The 18,836-nt window shown below is 42.9% G+C and carries 14 protein-coding genes, 2 pseudogenes and 1 riboswitch; of the genes and pseudogenes, 13 read left to right on the plus strand and 3 right to left on the minus strand.

What is annotated here, in order from left to right:
• Positions 1-115 precede the first annotated feature (115 nt).
• The 3 genes and pseudogenes from FTU19_RS14425 to FTU19_RS14435 all read left to right on the plus strand — a co-directional run.
• A pseudogene (locus FTU19_RS14425) lies at positions 116-829 on the plus strand (LysR substrate-binding domain-containing protein); the annotation flags it as partial.
• A 229-nt stretch (positions 830-1,058) separates the two neighbouring features.
• Positions 1,059-2,429 carry an MFS transporter gene (locus tag FTU19_RS14430; RefSeq protein WP_180131716.1) on the plus strand — a complete coding sequence of 457 codons (1,371 nt, stop codon included), beginning with the start codon at positions 1,059-1,061 and terminating at the stop codon, positions 2,427-2,429.
• A gap of 112 nt (positions 2,430-2,541) precedes the next feature.
• Positions 2,542-3,885: a DcaP family trimeric outer membrane transporter gene (locus tag FTU19_RS14435; protein ID WP_180131719.1), complete on the plus strand. Its 1,344-nt coding sequence runs from the start codon at positions 2,542-2,544 to the stop codon at positions 3,883-3,885.
• 41 nt (positions 3,886-3,926) lie between these two features.
• On the opposite strand, the gene FTU19_RS14440 is transcribed toward FTU19_RS14435, so the two are convergent.
• On the minus strand, positions 3,927-5,348 hold the full coding sequence (locus FTU19_RS14440; protein ID WP_104426115.1) for a PLP-dependent aminotransferase family protein: 1,422 nt from the start codon (positions 5,346-5,348) through the stop codon (positions 3,927-3,929).
• A 189-nt stretch (positions 5,349-5,537) separates the two neighbouring features.
• Here FTU19_RS14440 and FTU19_RS14445 point away from each other — a divergent pair, with 189 nt between their 5' ends.
• The 5 genes from FTU19_RS14445 to FTU19_RS14465 all read left to right on the plus strand — a co-directional run bounded on the left by FTU19_RS14445 (position 5,538) and on the right by FTU19_RS14465 (position 10,747).
• Positions 5,538-5,699 (plus strand): hypothetical protein, encoded by a 162-nt coding sequence (locus tag FTU19_RS14445; protein WP_166138668.1) that lies wholly within the window; start codon positions 5,538-5,540, stop codon positions 5,697-5,699.
• A gap of 260 nt (positions 5,700-5,959) precedes the next feature.
• Positions 5,960-7,597 (plus strand): long-chain-fatty-acid--CoA ligase, encoded by a 1,638-nt coding sequence (locus FTU19_RS14450; RefSeq protein ID WP_180017337.1) that lies wholly within the window; start codon positions 5,960-5,962, stop codon positions 7,595-7,597.
• A gap of 318 nt (positions 7,598-7,915) precedes the next feature.
• A complete protein-coding gene (locus tag FTU19_RS14455; protein WP_180002026.1) occupies positions 7,916-8,938 on the plus strand; it encodes a flavin reductase family protein in 1,023 nt (340 codons plus the stop codon).
• 40 nt (positions 8,939-8,978) lie between these two features.
• Positions 8,979-10,145, plus strand: a complete 1,167-nt coding sequence (locus tag FTU19_RS14460) for an acyl-CoA desaturase (RefSeq protein WP_180131722.1) — start codon at positions 8,979-8,981, stop codon at positions 10,143-10,145.
• A gap of 251 nt (positions 10,146-10,396) precedes the next feature.
• Positions 10,397-10,747: a hypothetical protein gene (locus tag FTU19_RS14465; protein ID WP_180131725.1), complete on the plus strand. Its 351-nt coding sequence runs from the start codon at positions 10,397-10,399 to the stop codon at positions 10,745-10,747.
• Between the two features lie 69 nt (positions 10,748-10,816).
• On the opposite strand, the gene FTU19_RS14470 is transcribed toward FTU19_RS14465, so the two are convergent.
• Positions 10,817-11,527 (minus strand): HAD family phosphatase, encoded by a 711-nt coding sequence (locus tag FTU19_RS14470; protein ID WP_180131727.1) that lies wholly within the window; start codon positions 11,525-11,527, stop codon positions 10,817-10,819.
• A gap of 190 nt (positions 11,528-11,717) precedes the next feature.
• Positions 11,718-11,822, plus strand: a riboswitch (guanidine-I (ykkC/yxkD leader).
• 30 nt (positions 11,823-11,852) lie between these two features.
• Between FTU19_RS14470 and FTU19_RS14475 the strand changes: the two genes are divergently transcribed.
• The 5 genes from FTU19_RS14475 to FTU19_RS14495 all read left to right on the plus strand — a co-directional run bounded on the left by FTU19_RS14475 (position 11,853) and on the right by FTU19_RS14495 (position 17,658).
• Positions 11,853-12,599 (plus strand): urea amidolyase associated protein UAAP1, encoded by a 747-nt coding sequence (locus tag FTU19_RS14475; protein ID WP_180131730.1) that lies wholly within the window; start codon positions 11,853-11,855, stop codon positions 12,597-12,599.
• 15 nt (positions 12,600-12,614) lie between these two features.
• On the plus strand, positions 12,615-13,268 hold the full coding sequence (locus tag FTU19_RS14480) for an urea amidolyase associated protein UAAP2 (RefSeq protein ID WP_180131733.1): 654 nt from the start codon (positions 12,615-12,617) through the stop codon (positions 13,266-13,268).
• Between the two features lie 3 nt (positions 13,269-13,271).
• Positions 13,272-16,877: an urea carboxylase gene (uca, locus tag FTU19_RS14485; RefSeq protein WP_180131735.1), complete on the plus strand. Its 3,606-nt coding sequence runs from the start codon at positions 13,272-13,274 to the stop codon at positions 16,875-16,877.
• Positions 16,878-17,006: 129 nt separating this feature from the next.
• On the plus strand, positions 17,007-17,354 hold the full coding sequence (locus tag FTU19_RS14490; RefSeq protein ID WP_179992580.1) for a type II toxin-antitoxin system RelE/ParE family toxin: 348 nt from the start codon (positions 17,007-17,009) through the stop codon (positions 17,352-17,354).
• Position 17,355: 1 nt separating this feature from the next.
• A complete protein-coding gene (locus tag FTU19_RS14495) occupies positions 17,356-17,658 on the plus strand; it encodes a helix-turn-helix domain-containing protein (RefSeq protein ID WP_179992579.1) in 303 nt (100 codons plus the stop codon).
• A 134-nt stretch (positions 17,659-17,792) separates the two neighbouring features.
• On the opposite strand, the pseudogene FTU19_RS14500 reads toward FTU19_RS14495, so the two are convergent.
• Positions 17,793-18,710 (minus strand): annotated as a pseudogene (locus tag FTU19_RS14500) (ATP-binding protein); the annotation flags it as partial.
• Positions 18,711-18,836 lie beyond the last annotated feature (126 nt).

The raw sequence follows: 18,836 nt of genomic DNA on the forward strand, positions 1-18,836 counted from the left end.
ATGCCATTTTTCTTTATACTGTCACTGAGGCAGGTTGGACATTTGATTTCTAGAGTTATTCGCATTTCTCTATTTTATCAAAATTCAACCTGCTTTGTTTCAGCATACTTTTTGAAACACCACCAAACTTTTGTCTAATGCGGAAGAAATCAAATCGATGACCAAGCGGATTGGTATCGCGGATCGCACCATTAGCATTGGTTTTGTTGGCTCGTTATTGTTCGGTTTGCTATCGCGTATTGTGTTTCTATTTAAGCAGCAACATCCCCAGCTCAAAATTGAGATGGTTGAAATGAATACTTCAGAGCAGATTCAGGCACTTAAAGAAGGGCGGATTGATGTCGGTTTTGGACGCTTGAGAATTTCAGATCCGGCAGTGAAACGGGTGTTGCTGCGGGAAGAACGGCTGATGGTCGCGGCACATTCTAGTCATTTTTTTTCGCAACGAGATGGCGTGAATCTGGCTGAACTGGTGGATCAGCCACTCTTTTTATACCCGAATAATGGTAAAGCTAATTTTTCTACCCAAGTGCGCGGTATATTTTCCGAGTATGGACTAGAGCCGAAAAATATCCGTGCAGTCAGTGAATTGCAACTGGCGCTTGGCTTTGTGGCTGCTGGAGAGGGCGTCTGTATTGTGCCGGAAAGTGCCCAGAATATTCGGTTGGCTCATTTAAACTTTATCCCTTTATTAGATGAATTTGCGGTCAGTCCGGTCTTTATGGCGATTCGTAATATGGATGAAAGTGAATATATTCGTTATCTGTTTGATGCGGTCTATCAGGTTTATGATCTTGAAGCGATTAAATATGATCGTGCGGTGTTTTAAACGAGATTAAAAAATATTTAGATGTTATATAAAATAGGTGAAATTATTATTTAATGACTGAATTAAAGTCATTTTATTTGGATGAATATCATTAAGGCATAGTAAATAAAGCCTTTTCTTTAAGGCAGACTTTATAGGTATAGAAGCATGCCTATTCAGTTTTGGACATTTATGGACATCTTCTGCATTGTGAATCTCATAAATTGAACTTCACAATTAGGAGGTGGAGATGTCTACAAATAAAGTGAATATAAATACGCTGATCGATGAAGCGAAGTTCACGCCTTTTCATTGGGGCGTCCTGATCTGGTGTTTGCTGATCATTATTTTTGACGGTTATGACCTGGTGATTTACGGCGTGGCTTTACCGCTACTGATGCAGGAATGGTCACTCAGTGCAGTACAGGCCGGAATGTTAGCCAGTACCGCCTTGTTCGGTATGATGTTTGGTGCCATGAGCTTTGGCACTTTGTCCGATAAACTGGGACGTAAAAAAACCATCATGATCTGTGTCGCGATCTTTAGTGGTTTTACGTTTATCGGTGCCTTTGCAACATCACCTGTCGAATTCGGAATTCTACGTTTTCTTGCCGGACTAGGAATTGGTGGCGTGATGCCAAACGTCGTTGCCCTGATGACGGAATACGCACCAAAAAGGATTCGCAGTACACTGGTCGCTTTGATGTTTAGTGGCTATGCCATCGGCGGGATGACATCTGCCTTGCTTGGCGCATGGCTGGTGCCACAGTTTGGCTGGAAAATCATGTTCTTGCTTGCGGGTACTCCTTTACTGTTTCTGCCGATACTCTGGAAATATTTACCAGAATCCCTGATGTATCTGACCAATAAGCAGCAAACGGCTCAAGCGCAAAGCATTATCCAGAAAATTTCGCCAACACAGGTAATTGGATCTGACACCCAGTTTGTCCTGAATGAAGTGCAAAAAGGCGATGAAGCACCTTTAAAAGCATTATTTCAGCAAGGCCGCACATTTAGTACCTTTATGTTCTGGCTGGCATTTTTCATGTGTCTATTAATGGTCTATGCACTGGGTAGCTGGTTACCAAAACTGATGATCCAGGCTGGATATTCACTGGGTGCCAGCATGATTTTCCTGTTTGCCCTGAATATTGGCGGCATGATTGGGGCTATTGGTGGGGGGTATCTGGCAGATCGTTTCCATATTAAAAAAGTGTTGACCATCATGTTTCTTTGCGGGGCAGCTTCTTTAATCCTGCTCGGTTATAACAGTCCGCAATTCGTGCTTTATAGCTTGATTGCAGTGGCCGGTGCAGCAACTATTGGTTCACAAATTCTCCTGTATACCTTCGTGGCACAATATTATCCATCAACGGTGCGCTCTACCGGCATGGGTTGGGCTTCCGGAATTGGACGTATTGGTGCGATCGTTGGACCGGTATTGACAGGTGCTTTACTCACCATGAATTTACCGCATCAAATGAACTTCTTTGCAATTGCGATTCCCGGTTTGATTGCTGCGCTGGCAATTTTCCTGGTGAACTTAAAAATGTCTGTAGAAGGTCAAGCCCTTGCTGCACCTGAGATTCGCACTGATTCTCTCGCTGAAAAAGCAAGTTAATGGATTAAATATCAATTAATAAAGAAAACACTTCTAATGATAGAGATCGCCATCGTAAGCGGTGGTGATCTGTTGCTAGAATCGAGACGCATAATAAAAAAGTGAGTTTAGGATGAACACGGAACAATTATTTAATAATCAAACAATCACATTAAAACGCACGGTTCTGATGAGCATGATGGCAATAAGTTTAGGGGGCCTTAGCTTGTCTACCCAGGCACAAACTCCAGCTCAGTCCAATCAGCAGGAAATTGAGCAGTTGCGTCAGGAAGTTCAAGCTCTACGCGCCCTGATTGAACAGCAGCAAACTCAGACAGCTGCTGTGACTGCACCTGTAGCGGCAACGCCGGCACCTGCAAATACAGCAGTAGCGCCTGCGAGCAAATCTGTGATGAAAATTGCCAGTGGGGCCGAGTTTAATTTATACGGTAATATCCGTGCTGATGCCTCTTATCAGGCTGAGGGCGGTGCAGCGACACGTATGTATAACCAGATTAATGCGGTACCTCTTGAAGGCACAGGTGAACGCAGTGATGAGTTTAAGTCCACGCTTTCAGCCACCCGTTTAGGGATGGATTTTAAAGCGCCCGTGGGTGCTGGGGATAAGGCCTTAAGTGGTAAGGTTGAGGTCGATTTCCTGGGTGGAGCTGGTTTTGATAACCTGCGTATCCGTCATGCCTATATCAGCTATGCTGACTGGTTAATTGGTCAAACCTGGTCAAACTTTGCAACTCCGGACTATATACCTGAGACGGTAGATGCACTGGTTTATGCCGGTGGTTCAATTAAACGGACACCTCAGATTCGTCATACCAGTACTTTGAGTCCAGCGACCAATCTGGTGCTTGCAGTAGAAGATCCGAAAGATGCGACCATTACGGGAATCAAACAGCGTTTACCGGCTTTAACTGCACGCTTAAACCACAAATTTGCGGATAATCTTTCTGTTAGCGCGCGTGCGATGGGGAATGAAAAACGCGTGAATGAAGATGAAAAAACTGCATGGGGTGTAGGTTTAGGTGCCAAATACGAGTTTGTTCCAGGCACCAGCCTTAAGGCAGATTATTATCATGTCAAAGGTGATAGCAGTTTTGTCTCTTACGCCAATCCAGGTGTCGTTACAGCTGCTAATGGAGATCTTCTACAGAGTGAATTCGACTCAATTACAGTCGGTCTAACGCAGCAGTTTAATGATAAATTGCGTGGCACAGTAGGCTATGGTTATATGAATTTCGACCAAGATAATGGCTATCTTGCTGCTCCTGGTCTGAATCTAACAGCAGTGAACAAAGACCTTTGGCAGGCTTGGGCCAATGTGTTCTATAACCCTACAAAACCGCTGAGTTTTGGCCTGGAATATGTTTATGGTGAACGTGAAGCATTGGGTGCTGCACCAAATGGCAGTACAAAAGGTGAAGATAACCGAGTGAATGCCGTTGCAATTTACAGTTTCTAAGCTCCAGCGATTTAACATAAGAAACCTAAAGCGTGGATGAATTAATCCACGCTTTTTGCATGATTCAGGATCACCTCTGCCAGTACATTGACTGCATTTTCTATCTCAGAAGTCCAGTCAAATGAACAGTTCAGGCGAATATAATTCTGGCTGGTATGTTCCGGTTTAAACAGCAAAGCAGGAGCAATGGCAATATTGTGCTGAATCAGCTGTTCATATAAAACCTGACCATCCAGCTGTTCCGGCAATTTGATCCAGAGAAAATACCCACTAGAATAATAATAAATTTCACAGACTGAATCTAAACGCGCTTTGAGTTCCTGATAAAACTTTTGCTTATACTTTTCCAGCTGCTGTTTTAAATGGCGCAAATGCTTTTCATAATGATGATGGGACAGAAAATCAACCAATGCATTTTGTAATAGCGGACTAACAGTCAAAGTACTCATGAGCTGTAAATGCTGGATTGCATCGGAAAATGGGCCAGCGAAAACCCAGCCGACCCGCGCACCCATGCCCAGAGTTTTAGAAAATGAAGAGCAGTGCAATACCCGTTGATGCTGATCAAAATATTTTACGGAAACCGGTTTATGAGCGCCGTAATTGAGTTCCTGATAGACATCATCTTCAATCAGATATACCTGATATTCATTCAACAGTTCCGCAATTCTTTGCTTGATCTCTGAATTTACCGTAAAGCCAATCGGATTATGCACATTCAGCATCAGCCAGCAAACTTTGATCGGGTACTGTTTAAGTGCTTGTTCAAATGATTCCAGGTCAAAACCAAACTGCGGATGTTCAGGGATTGTGATGACTTGCAAGCCTAAACGTTCAGCCGCCTGCCAGGCACCATAAAAAATGGTTTGCTGGAGCAGGATAAAATCACCCGGTTGAGTCAAAGCCTGTAAAGACAGATTGAGGGCTTCCAAGGCACCAGAAGTAATGACAATGTCATCCGAAGTACAGTTTATACCTTGTAACTGATAGCGATTGGCAATCAGTTGGCGTAATTCCTGATTACCCGGTGGCATATGATTTTGATGGCTATAACTGCTTTTTCTTTTGCTATGCTGCGCCAAAATCTGCATAAACCGGCTGTTATATAACAGTTCAGCATTTGGAAAAGCTGAACCAAAAGGTGCAATATTTGGAGTTTGCAGTGACTTTAAATAATTAAATACCACAGAGTTAATTTTAACTTTGGAGTTTAAGCCAATCTGTACCGCGGGTTCTTTGCTGTTATAGGTTTGAGGTCGCTCCGCAATATAGTAGCCAGATTTATCTTTGGCATAGACCAATCCTTGCGATTCAAGCACCTGATAGGCATTAAGCACCGTCATCAGGCTATAGCCGGACAGTTCAGTTTGTTCCCGTAATGAAGGTAATTTGTCATGCGCCTTCCATGCGCCATTTTCAATCATCTGGCGAATATTTTGGGCTAGCTTTTCAGATTTGAACATAAGAAAATAAAATCTAAACTGTACTAATATAATCAGAATTATATTATGAATAAGTTATTAAAATATAACAAATCAAAAAAATAAGTGGCTAACTGTTATATTTTTTTAAATGAATATTGTATCTATACAGTTGATTTAGGTCTGCTGATAATAAAACTCATAACGCCAGACCAACCTATGGGTGATCATATGAATTCAGAAGACAACAAAGCACCAAAATATGCGGATAGCAGTATTTCTGATGCAGCATTCAAGAAGATGATTCTCTGGTTTGCACTTTATACTGGTTTATTCTGCCTCGGCGTTATCTTTGTAGTAAATGCAGACAAAATTATGATGAGCGGCTTTTAAAATTCTCTTCTCCCTGAACACTATCATCGCCCCAATCTAAATTGGGGCTTTTTTTATGCCACACATTACCAGTTTTATTTTCTACTTTTTCTGCATCCACTCTATGACTTTGTCACAATTTGACACTCACAAAGTCAGATTTCCTTGCTAGATTCAGACTGTTTGATGATAAAAATGAATACAGGCTTTTCGCCAGCGCATCATACAGAAATAACAACGATATAGCAGATGGACAAACAACAAGGATAAAGGAGTGAAGCATGCTCGGAAATATGATGTTCCAGCCCTTACTGATCAGCAGCATGATTGAACATGCCGGTCGTTATCATGCCGATACCGAGATCATTTCTAAAAATACCGATACCAGCATTAAAAAGACCAATTGGGGAGAAATCCGGGAAAACTCGAAACGTTTTGCCAATGTATTACAGCAATTCGGTCTGACACTCGGCGACCGGGTTGCAACCATTGCCTGGAATAATCATCGACATCTAGAATCTTGGTATGCCATTTCGGGAAGTGGACTGATTTGCCATACCATTAACCCGCGGTTATTTCCGGAACAGCTGGTATTTATTATCAATGATGCTGCCGATCGAATACTGCTGTTTGATAAAACCTTTGCACCTTTAATTAAAGCCGTCAAACCGTTATTAAAAACTGTAGAACAGTATATCTGTCTGGATGCTGAAGATTCGTCGATTCGTGAAGCCATTCCGGAAGTTCAGTTTTATGACGATTTGCTTGCCCAGCAATCTGCAGAATTTGACTGGCCTGAACTGGATGAAAATACAGCAAGTTCACTGTGTTATACCTCCGGTACGACTGGAAATCCGAAAGGGGTTTTATATAGCCATCGCTCAACAGTGCTGCATAGTTATGCGATTATCATGCCGGATTCCCTGAATGTGGCAGCGCGTGACATCATGCTGCCGGTGGTACCAATGTTCCATGTCAATGCCTGGGGAACCCCATATGCCGCTGCCATGGTCGGTTGTACCTTGGTGTTGCCGGGGCCAGGCCTGGATGGAGCTAGTCTGGTTAATCTGATTGATACGTATAAAGTCTCTGTGGCTTTAGGTGTTCCGACGATCTGGCAAGGGCTGATTGCGGCTGCCCAGCAAAGTGGTTCAAAACTGGAAAGCCTGAAACGGAATGTGGTCGGTGGTTCTGCCTGTCCACCGGCTATGCTGAAAACCTTTAAAGAGCAGTTTAACTGCGAAACCATTCATGCTTGGGGGATGACTGAAACCAGTCCACTTGGTAGTGCCAATCAGCTAAAAACCAAACACCTTGATCTGGCGGATGAAGAAAAAATGCAGATTCGCTTGTCTCAAGGTCGTCCACCGTTTGGCGTTGATTTACGTTTAACCGATGAAGAAAAAGGAACCCAGGAAATTGCCCGAGATGGTGAAACCATAGGCAATCTGCAGATTAAAGGGCACTGGATCATTGATCATTATTTTGGCAAGGAAGAATCTACGCTCACAGCAGATGGATGGTTTGATACCGGAGATATTGCTACCTTAAATGAAGATGGATTTATGAAGCTGTGTGACCGTTCCAAAGATCTGATCAAGTCAGGCGGTGAATGGATCTCTTCAGTCGATCTTGAAAATATGGCGATGGGACATCCTGAAATTGCCATGGCTGCCGTGATTGCGGCACAGCATCCTAAATGGGATGAGCGTCCCGTTCTGATTGCGATTAAAAAGCCAGAGAGTCATGTGAGTGAAGCTGAAATGCTGGATTACTATGCGGACAAGGTCGCTAAATGGCAAATTCCGGATCGCGTGATCTTTGTAGATTCTATTCCGTTAAGTGGAACCGGCAAGATGCTGAAAAAAGACCTGCGTGAACTTTATGGCTCTATCTTGCTGGAACAGGCCGTAGGTTAAGCTATTTCTTTAAAAGGTAAAATTTTGCCTTTTTAACTCACCGAATATTTAAAACAGAAACTGATCTCTTATATAGAGGTCAGTTTTTTTATATGTTTTTGCTAAAAATATACAGACCAAAAAAGCAATTTATTCAGTTCATACAGTTTTAACAGCACTTTCTGGCTAGGATTGTCTTACAAAAAGTCCAACTATGGTTTCTAAGCACATAATTTGACCTACATTGACATGGTGTGAGCTTCAAAATTCTTTATTCTGGACTACATAATAAATAGACAGTTGTACATTAATGCTGTCTGCGGAATAGAGGGGATAAAAATGACAAGTATGACAACCTACAAGCCGCATTGGATTCGTGAAGATTTCATTGATTTTGTTGGTGAAAAAATCCATCCAACCTGGGCACTCAAAAAAGTCAAAGCATCGGTCGTGAATATTCAGGCGGTTAGCCCAGACTTTTTCAAAATCCAGTTACGTCCAAATTATAACTTTAACCGCGGATCATTTCAGGCCGGTCAAAATATCGCGGTGACTCTGCGTCTGGATGGAGTACGTCATCAACGTCATTATTCTATCGTGACCATTTTAAAAAATGGTGATGTGATTATTGCAGTCAAGCAGCAAGGTAAAGTGTCGCGTGCCCTAACTTTATTGCAACTAGGTGCAGTGGTCGAGCTGTCTCAGCCACAGGGCGAATTTACCTTATTAAACTCTCCTAAACCGATTCTGTTTCTGGCATCAGGCAGTGGCATTACTGCAATTTATTCCTTATTGCAAAAAGCAGTCGTGCAGTTTCAGCATCCGATTGATCTAATCTATTTCACCCGTGATGATGCATTTCATGCCGAGATCAAAACCTTGGCGTTGATGCATCCTCATCTGAAATATCATCATTTTAATACAGTCGAGCATAAGCAACATCTGAGCCAGCAATTGCTAAACAAGCTGGTACCAGACTTTGAACAGCGTGAAATCTATGCCTGTGGTTCAGCGGGAATGATGAAAACTGCACTCAAAATTGCCGATAAACTGGCGGTGAAATCCAGCTTCCATTCTGAATATTTCCAGATTGCGATGGATGAAAAAGTGAAAGCACAGCCTGTACAGTTTTTAAGATCGCAGCAGGAATTCCAGGCAGAATCTAATCTGCTGGAAAGTGCAGAGCAGGCGGGTCTTCGTCCAGCGCATGGTTGCCGTATGGGCATTTGTAATACTTGCTCATGTACCAAAGTCAGCGGTTCAGTTAAAAACATGCTGACGGGTGAGATCGACCACGGCAGCAATACTCCAATCAAACTTTGTATTTCACAGGCCGTCAGTCCTGTGGTGATTAATTTATAAGCTATTTCAACCATTACTAAACGAATAAGAAGGTGCTCCCATGAATATGCAAATTGATTTTAAAAAACACAGTAAATCTCAATTTCTAAGCCCGGAACAGGTTGAAGAGTTCGGTGCCAAGGTTGATGCTATCCGCCGTGAAGTAATGGAAGATTTGGGCGAAAAAGACGCAGAATATATTTATAAAATCCGTAATTTTGTACGTTATAGCGAGATTGCTTCCCGTGGCATGCTGATGGTCGCAGGCTGGTTGCCACCGGTCTGGTTAGCGGGAACAGGCTTATTGGGTATCTCGAAAATCGTGGAAAATATGGAACTTGGCCATAATGTGATGCACGGCCAGTTCGACTGGATGAATGATCCGAGTCTGAATGGTTCGACTTATGATTGGGATACTATTTCCACTGGGGATGACTGGAAATACACGCATAATTATATTCACCACACGTATACTAATATTGTCGGTATGGATCATGATGTCGGTTATGGTCTGATCCGTGTCAGTGAATCTCAGCCGTGGGAACTACGTTTTATCTGGAATATTCCTTTAACCATTCAGTTGATGGTGTTCTTTGAATGGTATGTGGGTGTACAGCGTTTGCATCTGGAAGATGTAATTGCCTATAAAACCAAAACCTGGAAACAGGTCTGGGAAGAAGCAGCACCTTTACGCAAAAAAATGCGCCGTCAGGTTCTGAAAGATTATGTATTTTTCCCGATTATTGCTGGCCCAAATGCCATTCCAGTATTTACTGGGAATGCGGTTGCCAATGTGATTCGTAGCCTATGGGCGTCTGCGGTGATCTTTAATGGACATTTCACTGAAGATGCAGAAACCTTTGAAATGGACAATACCGACAATGAAACCCGTGCGGAATGGTATCTGCGTCAGATCCGTGGTTCGAGCAACTTCAGTGGCGCGAACTGGTTGCATATTCTGAGTGGGAATTTAAGCCATCAGATTGAGCATCATCTGTTCCCAGATATGCCAGCAAACCGTTATGCTGAAGTTGCACCAAAAATCAAAGCCTTATGCGCTGAGTATGGGGTTCACTATAACGAAGCCAGCTTTATGAAACAGTTCTCGACTGTATGGGTCAGACTGGCGAAATGCTCACTACCAAATGAATGGAATCAGCAAATTGCAGAAAAAACTCACGCAGTTAAATCGGTGTTTCGTTACTTTAAATCCAAACTTGTAAATTAATTTTTTAAGGTTTCTCTATTATCCAGTTTGGTACTCCTCAATAGATTTGGATGGTCTATTGAGGATTTTTTTATCTGTTAAAAAGTGGTCAGTTCACACGAATTTATGAATGAAATATGAAGATGATTTTCAAAAAATGACGAAGGCGGGACAGATTTACTACCGCTGAAACGCTTCGCCTACAAGCTAAGCGTTTACCTCAAGGAGGTTCTTTTTATAATGGCCGCGTTCTATCATTCAAGGTCTCAGTTTTGAAATATCTTAAATATTTTTCAGGCATCTCACTGTTATTGCTGTTAACCGCGTGTAATTCCTCAGAAACTCCAGCACCAGATTATCAGGGGAACTGGAAAAATACACTGGAAAATCCAAAATTGGAAAATATCCTGGTGATTTCCAAAAATGGTGAAAACTATTTCATTACCAATACCATTAAAGACAAAGAAAGCGGCAAAACCGACAAGAAAAATCCGATGCCAGCTTCAGTCGCTGATAATGGTCTGCTTCAGATTAATTCAGGTACAGGTGTCGTTGATTTCGCGATTGACGAAAAAACTGGCAATCTGGTCGGCTCAGGCTCCGTCTATAAAAAAGCCAAATAATGCTCTAATCTAATCAATTCAGAGATAACACGAAAAATGCCATGATCAGAAAGGATTCATGGCATTTTTTTAATTCACCAATTTTATGAGACCAGCAAAATCTTCTACAAAATAATCTGCCTTGGCTTTGATCAAATCCATTTCATGCGCAGAATACTGGTCGTAAATTGCAACGACATCAATTCCCGCATTGTTGGCAGCTTCCACCCCAATTAAAGAGTCTTCAACAATCAGGCAATCTTTAGCCTCAATTTCAAAATGCTGGAGCGCATTTAAATACACTTCTGGATGCGGTTTGATATTCTCAACATTTTCACGAGTCAAAATAATCGCAAAATCATCATCAAAACTGATTTTCTGATTAATCTTCTGGTTATTGTCCTGATAACGCTGCACATTGAATAAACTAGTGGTAGTCGTGAGTGCCAATTGTATCCCTTGCTGTTTTAAGGCTTGAATCAGCAGCTCAGCTTGCGGTTTGAGTTCTATCACATGATCCAGAAAATGCCGTGAAATATGATAACGACGGTTTTTAACCTCTTCCTTGCTGGGTTCAAAACCATATAGCTCTTTTAAATAGCCACAATATTCCAGATAAGGATCGGGCATATGTCTAAAGGCTTTCAGTTGCAGGTCACGCTGTTGCTGAATCTGATCCAGACCGATTTCGATCCCCGACAATTCCTGAATCAGGGCAGCATCGACTTGGTTCCAGATTCCCACTGAATCAATCAAGGTCCCATCCAGGTCAAAACATACCAGCTTTTTATCTTTAAACATGTCACACCCAATTCTCTTTCACCGCCATTATCCCGTTTTTGGATAGAGATAAAAAGTCCAGTTTGGGTGCACATCCAGACTGTATTTATCAATAAATTCGTAAAATGAACTTATTTTGAGCATTTTAAGTATTACTAATAATAAAAATCGTAATACTAAATTGGCACGTCATTTGCATTTATTTACACATCATAAAGTGATCTAGGGTTCCGGCAGTTTTTTCAAAAAACTGCGCCTGAGACCGAGAGTTCACGGCTCGATTTGAGCTACACGGAGGGATAAAAGCCCGGGAGGTTGGAACAAAAACCTTAGAGAGGTCATGCAAATGGGCGCAATAGACAATAAGTACCATAACAATCAAACACTTTGGACTGAAATCCTGCCGGGAGGGCATCATTGGTCCGGGCGCATTCAAAAAGGCGCGGTTCTGCAATTCAAGGCACTCGGTGCCAATGCCAATGTTTCCCTGTTCTGTGTCAATGCTGAAGACAAACTGGAACGTTACAACATGCCAGACAGCCTGAAAGGCCAACATACCGCATACCTGACAGCAGGGAATGTGCTGTATTCCGATCTGGGTCGTGTGATGGCATCCATCGTCAAAGATGAAGCTGGCTGGAACGATACTTTCTGCGGGCCATCCCGTCCTGAACAGATTGAAAAACAGTTTGGCATCCGTACCTTCCAGGATGCCCGCAATGACATGTACCAAAGCGGTTTAGATGGTCTGTTGGTTGAATTATCCAAATTCTCTTTAGGCCAGACTGACCTCAGTGCGACTGTGAATCTATTCTCTAAAGTTACGCCAAATGATGCGGGGGCATTGTCTTATGTGCCTTCAGACAATACTGATCAAATCATTGAACTGCGTTTTGAAATGGACTGTCTGGTGTTCCTGTCTGCTGCACCGCATGGTCTGGATAACAGTACGGAATATCAACCGGCAGACATCCAGTTATCCCTATTTAAAGCCAATAGCTTAGGCGAAACTGATATCTGCCGTGACTCCTGTCCACAGAACCAGCGTGCATTCCAGAATAATGCACGTTACTACGCACTTTCTAATGTTTAAGGCAGGAGAATAACAATGACAGCTCTACAACAATTCGAAAAAACCGTACTTAGCGAAATCTGTCCTGCCGGTGAAGCATGGATGTGCGAAGTCAAAAAAGACCAGTATTTCCGTATCATCGATCTGGAAGGGAATCAGGCAGTCGATACCTTATTTATCTCGGCTGAAAACCCAGAAGAGCGTTATAGCACAACCGATACACTGGCGATTAACCAGCAGATTTATCTGGAAAAAGGCACCACTTTATACAGTAACTTTGGCCGTGCCATTGCCGTGATCCATGATGACAACTGCGGCCGTCACGACACTTTAGGCGGTGGATGTTCATGTGAAAGTAATACCGTCCGTTATGCACATGACACATACCCAATGCACAGCTGCCGTAACAACTTTATGTATGCGCTGGCAAAACATCCAGTGGCAAAAAAACATGGCTTAAACGTGCGTCACATCGGTCCAAACATCAACTTCTTTATGAATGTGCCGGTGACTGCTGATGGTCACCTGAAATTTGATGATGGTATTTCTGCCCCTGGCAAGTATGTGGAAATCAAGGCAGAAATGGACCTGATCGTACTGATCTCGAACTGTCCACAACTGAACAACCCATGTAATGCCTACAACCCGACACAAATCCAGCTGGTTGTGCGTGAAGGCGAGGAGGCTTAAGTCATGTTTGATAAAGTTCTGATTGCCAACCGTGGCGCGATTGTCTGCCGCGTGATCCGTACCCTGAAAAAACTGGGGATTCAGTCTGTCGCCGTTTATTCTGAAGCAGACCGTGATTCTCTACATGTCACTCTTGCGGATGAAGCTGTGTATATTGGTGAAGCTCCAGCCAGCCAAAGCTATTTAAATGTCGAAAAAATTCTGGAAGTGGCGAAACAGACCGGTGCTCAAGCAATTCACCCGGGCTATGGCTTCCTGTCTGAAAATGCAGAATTCTGCGATCTGTGTGAAGCACAAGGCATTGCTTTCATTGGGCCAAACTCGGCACAAATGCGTGCTTTTGGTTTAAAGCATACAGCGCGTGAGCTGGCAATTCAGGCTAACGTACCATTACTGCCAGGTAGCCAGTTACTGGCAGATGAAGCAGAAGCCCTGGCCGAAGCTGAACGTATCGGCTATCCAGTCATGTTGAAAAGTACTGCGGGTGGTGGCGGGATCGGCATGCGTCTGGTCTGGAACGAAGCTGAGCTGAAAGATGCCTATGCAACAGTTTCATATTTAGCACAAGCCAACTTCAAAGATGCCGGTCTGTACCTGGAAAAATTTGTACAAAATGCCCGTCACATTGAAGTGCAGATTTTTGGTGATGGCCAAGGCAAGGTAATTGCTCTTGGTGAACGCGATTGTTCGGTACAACGCCGTAACCAGAAAGTGATCGAGGAAACGCCAGCACCGCACATTAGCGATGAGCAACGTGCCTATATCCAGAATGTCGCGATTCAGCTGATGGAGTCAGTGAATTACCGTTCTGCCGGTACGGTTGAATTCGTGATGGATACCGACACCCAGGAATTCTACTTTCTTGAAGTGAATACCCGTCTTCAAGTCGAACACGGTGTGACGGAGCAAGTCTTTGGTGTGGACCTGGTAGAATGGATGGTGACACTTGCCAGCGGTGACTGGGCTGCACCAACCGGGCAACTGGAATCCAAAGGTCATTCGATTCAGGTACGTCTCTATGCCGAAGACCCGATCAAGAACTTCCAGCCAAGTGCCGGTCTGCTGACTTATGTCGAGTTTGATGATAATGCACGTAACGAAACCTGGGTGGAAACCGGATCGAATGTATCATCTTTCTATGATCCAATGATTGCTAAAATCATTGTCACAGCAGATGATCGTGACGCAGCCATTCAGGCGATGACGGATACACTGTCGAAAACTCAAGTGGCGGGTATCGAAACCAACCTGGAATATCTACAAAACATTATTGATGGTGAGGTGTTTAAAGCTGGTACACAAACCACGCGTTTCCTGAATACTTTTGAATGGAAAACCCAAAAAGTTGAAGTGCTACAAGCGGGCATTCAAACTGCTGTGCAAGATGTGACAGGTCGTTTGGGCTACTGGGATGTCGGTGTGCCGCCATCAGGTGCGATTGACCCATTGTCATTAAATGTGGCAAACCAGTTATTAGGTAATGCCCCAAATACAGCGGGTCTAGAATGTACCCTGCAAGGGCCAACTTTAAAATTCCATTGTGACAGCCAGATTGTATTGGCCGGTGGTGACATGCCATCAACACTGGATGGTGTGGCTGTGCCAATGTGGCAAACCGTGAATGTGTGTAAAGGTCAGATTTTAAAATGTGGCAAAATTGCCACAGGTTGCCGGACTTATATCGGCATTAAGAGCGGTCTGAATGTGCCTGAATATTTAGGTTCACAAGCGACCTTTACTTTGGGGCAGTTTGGTGGTCATGCAGGGCGCAACTTGCTGATTGGCGATATGCTTCCAATTACGGCATTCACAAGCGATGAAGTGAAAGCACTAGCGCCAGCGCAAATTCCGACTTTCAGCCATGAATGGGAAATTGCGGTGATGTATGGCCCGCATGGTGCGCCAGATTTCTTCACCAAAAAGGACATTGATACCTTCTTTGCCAATAATTTTGAGATTCACTTTAACTCTAGCCGTACCGGTATCCGCCTGATTGGTCCAAAGCCGGAATGGGCACGTGAAGATGGTGGTGAAGCCGGTCTGCATCCATCCAATATTCATGACAACGCGTATGCGATTGGTGCGATCGACTTTACAGGCGATATGCCAATTATTCTCGGTCCAGATGGCCCAAGTTTGGGGGGGTTTGTTTGTCCAGCGGTGGTGATCAATTCTGAGCTGTGGAAACTGGGTCAGCTCAAAGCCGGTGACAAAGTGAAATTTGTTCCAGTCAGCTATCACCAAGCCAAATTGCTAAATGAAAAATATCATGCACAACTCGAAGCACTGGGTACTCAGGAAGTTTCATTTAATGAATCCTTCTATCCGGAACTGGCTACGTTGAAAAATGCCGTACTGGATACCTTAAAAGGTGAAAACGGTGCGCCGGACGTGGTGTATCGACCAGCGGGTAACAACTATATGTTAGTGGAATATGGCGAGTTGGTACTAGATCTGAACCTGCGTTTCCGCATCCATGCCTTGATGCAATGGGTTCAAAAACAGAATATTCCGGGCATTATTGACCTGACACCGGGCATTCGTTCGCTGCAAATCCATTTTGATTCTATCAAGCTGGATCAGCTCGACCTGTTGCGCCTGTTGCAAGTGGCTGAAACTGAATTGCCTGATGTGACTGAAATGGAAGTGCCATCGCGTACGGTATATCTGCCACTTGCTTGGGAAGATTCGCAAACCCAGTTGGCAACTGAACGCTATATGCAAACTGTGCGTCCAGATGCGCCATGGTGTCCGGACAATATCGAATTTATCCGCCGTATTAATGGTTTGAAAGATAAACAGGCAGTCAAAGATGTGGTGTATAACGCCAGCTATCTGGTGATGGGCCTAGGCGATGTATATTTAGGTGCACCTGTGGCAACCCCGCTTGATCCGCGTCAACGTTTAGTCACAACGAAATATAACCCTGCACGTACCTGGACGCCTGAAAATGCTGTAGGGATCGGTGGTGCTTATATGTGCGTATATGGTATGGAAGGCCCGGGTGGTTATCAGTTTGTCGGTCGTACTACGCAAATGTGGTCGCGTTACCGTAAAAATGCCGACTTCGAGCAAGGCAAGCCATGGTTACTGCGCTTCTTTGACCAGATCAAGTTCTATGAAGTGTCTGAAGAAGAACTGATGCAAATGCGTGAGGACTTTAAGGCAGGCCGTCTGAAACTGCGTATTGAAGAAGGTGTGTTGAACCTGAAAGAGTACAACCAGTTCCTGACCGACAATGCCGACACCATTAGCGAGTTTAAGGCAACACAACAAGCGAACTTTGAAACAGAACGCCGTCGCTGGCATGAAGCTGGACTGGCAGAATACGTGTCTGAAAGTCTGGATGCAGTCGATGATGGTGAAACTGTGACTATTCCGGAAGGTGGTTGTGCGGTGGAATCACATATGCCGGGTTCAATCTGGAAAATTGAATGTCAGTCTGGCGATATCGTGGAAGAAGGTGCCACCTTGGCCGTGATTGAAGCGATGAAGATTGAGATTCCAATTATTGCTCCTGAACGTATGCGTGTAGATACGATTACGATTGAGAAAGGGCAAACGGTGAAAACAGGGCAGGTGTTGTTTACGTTAGCACCAGTGGCTTAAAGAATTTCCCTAATCCTCCTTTGAAAAAGGAGGGAACTTTTAAAGACCGTCCATAAGGGCGGTTTTTTATTTGCAGTATAGAGTGGACATTAGTAATATATAGCTTATAGTCTATATTTGGGTTGTGGTATGTGGACGGTACTGACCACAGATGTATTTAATGAATGGCTTGAACAACAGGACGAATCGACACAAGAAAAAGTCTTAGCAGCTTTGGTGGTATTACAGAGTCAAGGGCCAAGTCTTGGGCGACCTTTGGTAGACACAATATATAACTCTAAATATACCAATATGAAAGAGCTACGTGTTCAACATAGAGGAAAACCAATCCGGGCATTTTTTGCTTTTGATCCGTTAAGACAGGCAATCGTACTCTGCATTGGTGATAAAAGTGGCAATAAGCGTTTCTATACAGAGATGCTGGCAATTGCAGATGAACAGTATTCACTGCATTTGAAATCTTTAGGAGTAAACTGATATGGCTAAAACTTTGCAAGAATTATTGGCGAAACGTTCTCCTGAGAGTCAGGCTCGTATTCAGGAAATGGCAGAAGAGCTGCTGCTTGAGCAACATCTTCATATGATTCGCGAAGAGTTAGAAATTTCTCAAAAAGAACTGGCTGAAACTTTAGGGATTAAACAGCCTTCCCTGTCCGCAATTGAGAATCGTGGTAATGATCTCAAGATTTCGACAATGAAAAAATATGTTGAAGCAATGGGTGGAAAGCTGCGTATTGATGTAGAGCTGCCTACAGGGAAACATATTGGGTTTAATGTTTAATCAGCTCATACTGTGAAAACAGGACAGGTGTTATTTATTTTGGCACCAGTGGCTTAAAAATCCTCCCTAACCCTCCTTTTCCAAAGGAGGGGATTTCCCCTCTTTATTAAAGAGGGGTTAGGGGAGATTAAAATTTATTTATTACATCTTTCAATATGCTTAAAAATTCTTTCACATAATTCTTTAGCTTTAGGTGTAAGCTTCCAATCAGCATTTTCATCAAAATCTTTGATGATTTCACGGCAAAAATCTAGCTTATATTTAATTGTGCCTACACCTGTACCATCGGCAAATGCTGTTTTATCAGTTGAGGTTCTAGTATTTCGTATTTGATCATCTAATAGTTTACCTATTCTATAATCTTTATGATCAAAATAATCTAATGAGCTGATTTCCTCTAATTTTTCAATATTAAATCCTTGTTTAGTCTTAGATTTCATTTTACTGAATTTCTTCTGAGCTACTCTAATGATTGAATCCTTAGGTAGCGTATTTTCTGTTTCTTTGCATGAGAGAATAAAATAGTTTTCTTTATTAAGTTCGGATTTTAAAATTTGAACACGGTCAGCTTTTCCTTGAATATCACCATCGGCTATAAGTAACATTTCGCTTGCAACTGCTTTAGCACTCAGTCCTTTATCTTCTAGTTGGTCTGCATAATCATCACTGAAACACCAATGCACTAAGTTACTGCCAGCATATTCAACAAACGTATAGTGATAATTTGGCATGAAACGACGATATTTTTTATACAACTCCTCATGGGAGTTTTCTAATTCAGATAAATATTTTTCCATATACTTAGTGATATAAAGCCGATCCGTAATCCCTTCAACCCAAATTGTACAGTTAGCCAAATAAACAGAAGAAGGTCGTACACCTAAAGATGCCAATAAGTCACGATCGCGGTCACAACGGTAAATTTTAAACTCAAATTTATTTGACTCATTCTTACTAGGTTGTTTCACAAACTTTTGAATCATCACTTGATCGGATTCATCCGCCATATCAAGTAAATGATTTGAATGGGTTGTGAAAAAATAATAATGATTAGGGTGTGTTGACACTTTTAGCTTAAAAAAAATAGCGAAGTAGTAAAATCAAATCGCCAAACCCAATTTTACTATTCGCTATGACTCGTACCATGCTGACAGATCAACACTGGCAAAAGTTGAAAG

The sequence above is a fragment of the Acinetobacter sp. YH12072 genome (assembly GCF_013419565.1).
Lineage (GTDB): Bacteria > Pseudomonadota > Gammaproteobacteria > Pseudomonadales > Moraxellaceae > Acinetobacter.